This window comes from Pseudomonas sp. C5pp (genome assembly GCF_000814065.1).
GTDB lineage: Bacteria > Pseudomonadota > Gammaproteobacteria > Pseudomonadales > Pseudomonadaceae > Aquipseudomonas > Aquipseudomonas asiatica.
Genome location: NZ_JWLN01000070.1, coordinates 1 through 7375 on the forward strand (window position 1 = coordinate 1; position 7375 = coordinate 7375).

The 7375-nt window shown below is 62.3% G+C and carries 8 protein-coding genes and 1 tRNA gene; 1 reads left to right on the forward strand and 8 read right to left on the reverse strand.

What is annotated here, in order from left to right:
- A partial coding sequence (locus RR51_RS31695) for a hypothetical protein (RefSeq protein WP_039615455.1) occupies positions 1-261 on the forward strand: 261 nt, incomplete at its 5' end.
- A gap of 42 nt (positions 262-303) precedes the next feature.
- Here the strand turns inward: RR51_RS31695 and ychF are convergent.
- The 8 genes from ychF to RR51_RS28200 all read right to left on the reverse strand — a co-directional run bounded on the left by ychF (position 304) and on the right by RR51_RS28200 (position 7099).
- Complete coding sequence (gene ychF / locus RR51_RS28165; RefSeq protein WP_013970895.1) at positions 304-1404, reverse strand: redox-regulated ATPase YchF; 1101 nt, start codon at positions 1402-1404, stop codon at positions 304-306.
- Positions 1405-1427: 23 nt separating this feature from the next.
- Complete coding sequence (gene pth / locus RR51_RS28170; RefSeq protein ID WP_008099045.1) at positions 1428-2012, reverse strand: aminoacyl-tRNA hydrolase; 585 nt, start codon at positions 2010-2012, stop codon at positions 1428-1430.
- A gap of 79 nt (positions 2013-2091) precedes the next feature.
- Positions 2092-2685 (reverse strand): 50S ribosomal protein L25/general stress protein Ctc, encoded by a 594-nt coding sequence (locus tag RR51_RS28175; protein WP_013970896.1) that lies wholly within the window; start codon positions 2683-2685, stop codon positions 2092-2094.
- Positions 2686-2807: 122 nt separating this feature from the next.
- Positions 2808-3749, reverse strand: a complete 942-nt coding sequence (locus RR51_RS28180) for a ribose-phosphate pyrophosphokinase (protein ID WP_003247410.1) — start codon at positions 3747-3749, stop codon at positions 2808-2810.
- Between the two features lie 47 nt (positions 3750-3796).
- A tRNA-Gln gene (locus RR51_RS28185) sits at positions 3797-3871 on the reverse strand.
- Between the two features lie 20 nt (positions 3872-3891).
- On the reverse strand, positions 3892-4752 hold the full coding sequence (gene ispE, locus RR51_RS28190; RefSeq protein WP_013970897.1) for a 4-(cytidine 5'-diphospho)-2-C-methyl-D-erythritol kinase: 861 nt from the start codon (positions 4750-4752) through the stop codon (positions 3892-3894).
- 3 nt (positions 4753-4755) lie between these two features.
- Complete coding sequence (lolB, locus tag RR51_RS28195; RefSeq protein ID WP_013970898.1) at positions 4756-5373, reverse strand: lipoprotein insertase outer membrane protein LolB; 618 nt, start codon at positions 5371-5373, stop codon at positions 4756-4758.
- A gap of 4 nt (positions 5374-5377) precedes the next feature.
- Positions 5378-7099, reverse strand: a complete 1722-nt coding sequence (locus RR51_RS28200) for a tetratricopeptide repeat protein (protein WP_039615456.1) — start codon at positions 7097-7099, stop codon at positions 5378-5380.
- Positions 7100-7375 lie beyond the last annotated feature (276 nt).

A 7375-nucleotide genomic window follows, 5' to 3' on the forward strand; every position in this document is an offset into this window, starting at 1 on the left:
GCCTCTTCGCAGCACAAGGCTGCTCCTACAAAGGCCGCGTCAGACGAGCGATATTTGTTCTCTGCGCGACAGCGCAGCCCAAAAGGGCTGGGTAATCTCCCACAGGGGAATGCATTGGTTCAGGCGACGCGTTCCGTTGTAGGAGCGGCCTTGTGCCGCGAAAGGGCTGCAAAGCAGCCCCTGATTTCAGCGGCGTTGCAAATATTGTTGGGGCTGCTCCTGAAGGGCGTGTGCATGATCAGAAAAAACAAAACCCCTTGAGGCGTTGGCCTCAAGGGGTTCGTAGGTACTGCAGTCTGCCGCTTAGACGTTGAAGCGGAAGTGCATCACGTCACCGTCCTTGACGATGTAGTCCTTGCCTTCCAAACGCCATTTACCGGCTTCCTTGGCACCGCTCTCACCCTTGAACTGGATGAAGTCGTCATAGGCCACCACTTCAGCGCGGATGAAACCTTTTTCGAAGTCGGTGTGGATCACGCCAGCGGCCTGTGGTGCGGTGGCACCGACGCGTACGGTCCAGGCGCGTACTTCCTGCACGCCGGCAGTGAAGTAGGTCTGCAGGTTCAGCAGCTCATAACCGGCGCGGATAACGCGGTTCAGGCCAGGCTCTTCCAGGCCCAGGGCCTCGAGGAACATATCCTTCTCTTCACCGTCTTCCAGTTCGGCGATTTCCGCTTCGATCTTGTTGCATACCGGCACCACTACCGCGCCTTCTTCCTCGGCGATGGCCTTGACCACGTCCAGGTGCGGGTTGTTGTCGAAGCCGTCTTCGGCCACGTTGGCGATGTACATGACCGGCTTGCTGGTCAGCAGGTGGAAGCCGCGGATGACAGCCTTGTCTTCGGCGCTCATGTTCTTCATCAGGCTGCGCGCTGGCTTGCCTTCGGTGAAGTGCGGGATCAGCTGTTCGAGGATGGCCTTCTGCGCCAGGGCTTCCTTGTCGCCGCCCTTGGCGTTGCGGGCAACCTTCTGCAGTTGCTTCTCGCAGCTGTCGAGGTCGGCGAAGATCAGCTCGAGGTCGATGATCTCGATGTCACGCTTGGGGTCGACGCTGTTGGAAACGTGGATCACGTTCTCGTCTTCGAAGCAGCGCACCACGTGGGCAATGGCGTCGGTCTCGCGGATGTTGGCGAGGAACTTGTTGCCCAGGCCTTCGCCCTTCGAGGCACCAGCCACCAGGCCGGCGATGTCGACGAACTCCATGGTGGTCGGCAGGATGCGGTTTGGCTTGACGATTTCAGCCAGTGCATTCAAGCGCGCATCGGGCATCGGCACGATGCCGCTGTTAGGCTCGATGGTGCAGAAGGGGAAGTTCTCCGCCGCGATGCCAGACTTGGTCAGGGCGTTGAACAGGGTGGACTTGCCGACGTTGGGCAGGCCGACGATGCCGCAATTGAAACCCATGGGTATTCCCCTCTCTAAGGAAATCAGGCCTTCTGGCTGTGCAGCTCGCGCATCGCCTTGGCGAAGTCGCCGGCAAGCACGTCCGGCAGCACGCCGAGGGCAAAATCGATGCTGGCGTCGAGCTTCTCCTGCTCGGCGCGCGGCGCGCGGCCCAGGACGAAGTTGGAGACCAGTTTGGCGTCGCCCGGGTGGCCGATGCCAAGCCGCAGGCGGTGGAAGTCGTTCTGGTTGCCGAGCTGCGCGATGATGTCGCGCAGGCCGTTGTGCCCACCATGGCCACCGCCGCGCTTGAGCTTGGCGACGCCTGGGGGCAGGTCGAGTTCGTCATGCGCCACCAGGATCGCTTCCGGCTTGATGCGGAAGAAATTGGCCAAGGCCGCCACGGACTGGCCGCTACGGTTCATGTAGGTGGTGGGGATGAGCAGACGAACGTCGTTGCCCTGATGGCTGAACTTAGCCGTCAGGCCGAAATATTTGCGGTCAGCGGTCAACGAGACGCGCTGGGCGCTGGCAATGCGTTCAACGAAAAGAGCCCCTGCGTTATGCCGGGTCTGTTCGTATTCGGGGCCGGGGTTACCCAGGCCGACGATCAACTGGATGGCGGTCACGTCAGGGGCTCTTCCTTGGAGTTGGTGGGTTACAGGGCGCGCGGCACTGTAACCCGATCAACGCCGGCGCGCGAGTGGATTACTCGGCAGCGCCTTCTGCTTCTGGAGCAACGCGTGGAGCGTGAACGTTGGCAACAGCTTTGTCATCACCGTGGGCCAGAGCTACGAACTCTACGCCTTTCGGAGCTTTCAGGTCCGACAGGTGGATGATGGTGCCGATTTCAGCGTTGGCCAGGTCGACTTCGATGAACTCAGGCAGGTCTTTGGCTTCGCAGGAAACTTCGATCTCGGCTTCTACGTGGGAGATCTCGCCGCCTTTCTTGACCGGGGCTTCTTCATTGATGAAGTGAACCGGTACCTTGGCGGTCAGTTTCTGGCCAGCAACGACGCGAACGAAGTCGGCGTGCATGATGAAGCCTTTGGCCGGGTGGCGCTGCAGAGCCTTGACCACGACGTTTTGCTTGGCGCCGTCGACGTTCAGTTCCAGAACGTGGCTGAAGGCAGCCTCGTTTTCGAACAGCTTGGTGATTTCCTTGGCCAGGATGGTCAGGGACTGAGCGTCCTGGTTACCACCGTAGACAACGGCTGGGATGTTCGCGGAGTGACGCAGGCGGCGGCTCGCACCTTTCCCCAGGTCAGTACGCGCTTGGGCGTTCAGAGTGAATTCGGTCATTTTGTTTCTCCAAAGTAGCCCCCCGAGGGCGTTTGCGACCAGCGCCAACGGGGATGGCAAAAAAAGCCCCGCCCCAACAACCAGTGTTGGGGCGGGGCGCTTTTCGTCAGCGTGTGTTCCGCTTAGCGGAACATCGCGCTGATCGATTCTTCGTTGCTGATGCGGCGGACCGCTTCAGCGACAACCGGTGCGATATCCAGCTGGCGGATACGGTCACAGGCTTGAGCAGCGGCGGACAGCGGAACGGTGTTGGTCACCACCAGCTCGTCCAGTACCGACTTCTCGATGTTCTCGATCGCGCGGCCCGACAGGACAGGGTGCGTGCAGTAGGCGTAAACCTTGGCAGCGCCGTGTTCTTTCAGGGCTTTGGCCGCGTGGCACAGGGTGCCGGCGGTGTCGACCATGTCGTCTACCAGGATGCAGGTGCGCCCTTCGACGTCGCCGATGATGTGCATGACCTCGGAGTGGTTAGCCTTCTCGCGGCGTTTGTCGATGATACCCAGGTCGACGCCCAGGGACTTGGCGACGGCACGTGCGCGCACGACACCACCGATGTCCGGGGAGACGATCATCAGGTTCTCGAAACGCTGGTCCTCGATATCGTCGACCAGTACGGGCGAGCCGTAGATGTTGTCGACCGGGATATCGAAGAAACCCTGGATCTGGTCAGCGTGCAGGTCGACGGTGAGTACACGGTCGATACCTACGACAGTGAGCATGTCAGCGACGACTTTGGCGCTGATTGCTACACGTGCCGAACGCGGACGGCGGTCCTGGCGGGCGTATCCGAAGTAAGGAATCACGGCGGTGATTCGGGATGCTGAGGAGCGGCGGAAGGCGTCGGCCATCACTACCAGTTCCATCAGGTTATCGTTGGTCGGGGCACAGGTCGGCTGAATAATGAAGACGTCTTTACCGCGGACATTCTCATTGATCTCAGTGCTGATCTCGCCGTCGGAGAACTTACCGACAGAAACGTCACCGAGAGGGATATGCAGCTGACGTACGACACGCCGAGCCAGATCGGGGTTGGCGTTCCCCGTAAAGACCATCATCTTGGACACGCGCAGTACCTGAAGGCTGAGGGTAACCTGGATGAGTATAAGGAAAATGGCAGGGGCGGCTGGATTCGAACCAACGCATGGCAGGATCAAAACCTGCTGCCTTACCGCTTGGCGACGCCCCTGTATCTGTTGCTGCGAACGCTTATGCGCTCGACTTCTTGACCAGACTTTGCAGCTTGCGATGCAACATCGAAACGTTGCTTCCTTTCGCCACAAACCCTGTTTGGGTCGCTGAAAGAAGGGCCAGAACTTTATCAGCTTCGGCTTTGCTTGGGAAGGCCCCAAACACACAACTTCCAGTACCGGTCAGTCGAGCCTCAGTGAATTTACCCAGTGAATTCAACGCATTGCGAACTTCCGGGTAACTCTGCTCTACCACCGGTTGGCAGTCATTTCGACTGTTTCCCTCGGGAACGGGGCGCATCTTAAGGGGGAGCGAATCACGTGTCAACTGTGGATGTGAAAAAATTTCTACTGTGCTGACAGACACTTGCGGCACAAGCACGACATACCACGGCTCTTCCGGGTCGACCGGGGTCAATTGTTCACCCACGCCCTGGGCGAATGCCGCGTGGCCGCGCACGAATACCGGTACGTCGGCGCCCAGGCTCAGGCCTAGTGCGGCCAGGCGGTCTTCGTCCCAGTCCAGTTGCCACAGGTGGGCGAGGGCCAACAGGGTAGTGGCGGCATCCGAGCTGCCGCCGCCGATGCCGCCGCCCATGGGCAGCACCTTGGTCAGCCAGATATCGGCGCCCAACGTCGTGCCGGATTGTTCCTGCAGCTTGCGCGCAGCGCGCACAATCAGGTTGCTGTCATGCGGCACTGCTTCGATCTCGGTGTGCAGGCGGATCACGCCGTCGTCACGCACGGCAAAGCTCAGTTCGTCGCCGTGATCGAGAAACTGGAACACGGTTTCCAGCTCGTGATAGCCGTCCGCACGGCGGCCGATGATATGCAGCCACAGGTTGAGCTTGGCCGGAGCGGGCAGGGTGAGGGTCTGCATGTATCAGTGCCCCAGCTGGCGGGGCTGCCAGTCCTTGACCACCAGTGTCACGTCGAGGTCCTTGCCGTGCAGCTTCATACGCTCGGGCAGCCAGTAGCCGTTCTGTTCCGTGTAGCTCAGGTATTGCACCTGCCAGCCGTCCTGGTCGAGGCTGGCCAGGCGGCTGTCGCCGTCCAGGGTCAGCTTGCTCTTGCTGTCGGGGGCCGGCAGGCCGCGGACCCACCAGACCAGGTGTGAGACCGGCAACTGCCAGCCCAGTTGTTCTTCCAGCAGGGCTTCGGGGCTGAGGGCCTCGTAGCGGCCCTGGTTGGCCACTTCCAGTACCACGCCGCCGGGGCGGCCGGTCAGGCGAGCGGCGCCACGGCCCAGCGGGCCGGCCAGGCGAATGTCGTAGTAGTCCTGGCGTTGCAGCCAGAACAGCGTGCCGCTGCCGGAGTCGCGCGGGGCACGGATGCCGACCTTGCCGTTGATCTGCCAGCCATCGAGGCTGCTCAGTTGCTCTTTATGGGCGCGCCACTGTTGCGGGTCGCCGTGGCCCTGCAGGGCCTCGCGGCTACCGAAGCCGGCACAGCCGGCCAGCAGGGCGATAAGGGTGAAGGTAATGCAATGGCGCAGGAACATGGCGTTAGAGAGTCTCGGATCCGGTCAGGCGCAGGATGGTCTTGCGCAGGATGGGGCTGTCGGCCTGGGCTTCGAAGCCCTTGGCCCAGACCTGGCGGGCTTCGCGGCGTTTGCCGTTGGCCCATAGCACTTCGCCCAGGTGGGCGGCCACTTCGTGGTCTGGGAAGCTGGCAAAAGCCTTGCGCAGGTAGGTTTCAGCCTCGTCGAGGTTGCCCAGGCGGTAATTGACCCAACCCAGGCTGTCGAGCACCGCCGGGTCATCCGGGGTCAGCTGATGGGCCTTGTCGATCAGCGCCTTGGCTTCGCTGTAGCGGGTGGTGCGGTCGGCCAGGGTGTAGCCGAGGGCGTTCAGGGCCATGGCGTTTTCCGGCTCGCGGGCGATGATGGCGCGCAGGTCTTTTTCCATCTGCGGCAGGTCGTCACGCTTTTCCGCCAGCATGGCACGGGTGTACAGCAGGTTGAGGTCGTCCGGGTAGCGCTGGATGGCTTGCTGCAGCACCTGGCTGGCCTGGGCGTCCTTGTTGTTGTTGCTGTAGCTTTCCGATTCGATCAGGAACAGCTGGATGGCGTAGTCCGGCTGGGCTTCGCGGGCATCGGCGAGCAGGCGCGAGGCTTCGGTACCACGGCCGTTGGCAATCAGGATGTCGGCCTGGCGCAGCTGCGCCGGCAGGTAGTCGGGGCCCGGGCCGACCAGGGCGTATTCACGCAGGGCGCCTGCAGGGTCGTGGCGCTCTTCGCGGATGCGGCCCAGGTTCAGGTGCGCGGCGTCGACGTTGCTGTCGCGTTCGATCAGCTCCTGCAGGTAGCCCTCGGCTTCATCCCAGTCCTTGTTTTCCAGGCACACCAGCGCCAGCGAATAGCGCAGCTCGTCGTCCTCGGGGTATTGCTGGACCAGGCTGAGGAACTCGCCCTTGGCATCGGCGATGCGGTCCTGTTCGACCAGGGTGCGCGCGTAGGTCAGGCGCAGGCGCTTGTCGTCCGGGTTGTCGCGAATCGCCCCGCGCAGCAGTGGCAGGGCCTCCGGGCCGCGGTCCAGGGCTTGCAGCAGGCGCGCGCGCAGCAGGACCGGGGCGACTTCGCCGTTCTGCGGCGGGTGCGACTCGAGCAACTCCAAGGCTTCTTCGGCCTTGCCGTCCTGGTTCAGCAGCAGGGCCTTGCCGAACACCAGCTGGCTGTTGTCCGGGTACTTCACCAGCAGGCGTTCGAAGCTTTGCAGCAAGCCGTCGCGGGTGCTCTGGTCGGTTTCGGCGGCGGACAGGGCGAGGAAATCGAAATGGGTGTCGCCCTGGCCCTGCAGGACCTTTTCCATGTAAGTCATGGAGTCGTCATAGCGGCCGGCGCGGGCCAGCTGGATGGCGGCGGCGCGCTGGGCGTCGAGGTTCTGCGGGTCGTTGCGGGCCCAGACCAGGGCGTTGTCCAGTGCCGGTTCGTCGGCGCCGAGGTATTCGGCAATGCGGTAGGCGCGCTCGGAAACCCCGGGGTCCTGAGTTTTCGCGGCCTGGTCGGTGTAGTTGGCCAGGGCGATGTCGAAGCGGTTGCGCTGGCCGGCCAGTTCGGCCACCAGCAGGCTGTAGAGCGTATCCTGCTTGAACGAGCCATACACCACGGGTTTTTCCGCCTCGCTCTTGCCGGCCTCGGCGACGGGAGGCTCGGCCTTTTGCGGGGCCAGGCTCTGGCAGCCCTGGAGCAGGGCGAAGGCAAGCAGCAATGCGTATGGTTTGTTCATAGAAGGCTTTAAAAAGGACTCACCGGCGGTCGGAGCATGATGACACAAGCGCGGGGGCAAACCCACCTGCGAAGGTATGAAGCTGCGCTTCGCTTATGCAGACCGCGCTGTGCCCGCGGGGTTCGCCGCAGAGCCTGCCACGGCGCCCAGAACACAGAATTCTTGCTCTTGCTCTTGCTCTTGCTCTTGCTCTTGCTCTTGCTTCTAAGCGCGCGATAGTTCAGGCGCCGCCGATTGCGACTTCAGGAGGCCGAGCGAAGGGACTGCGGAGGGAGG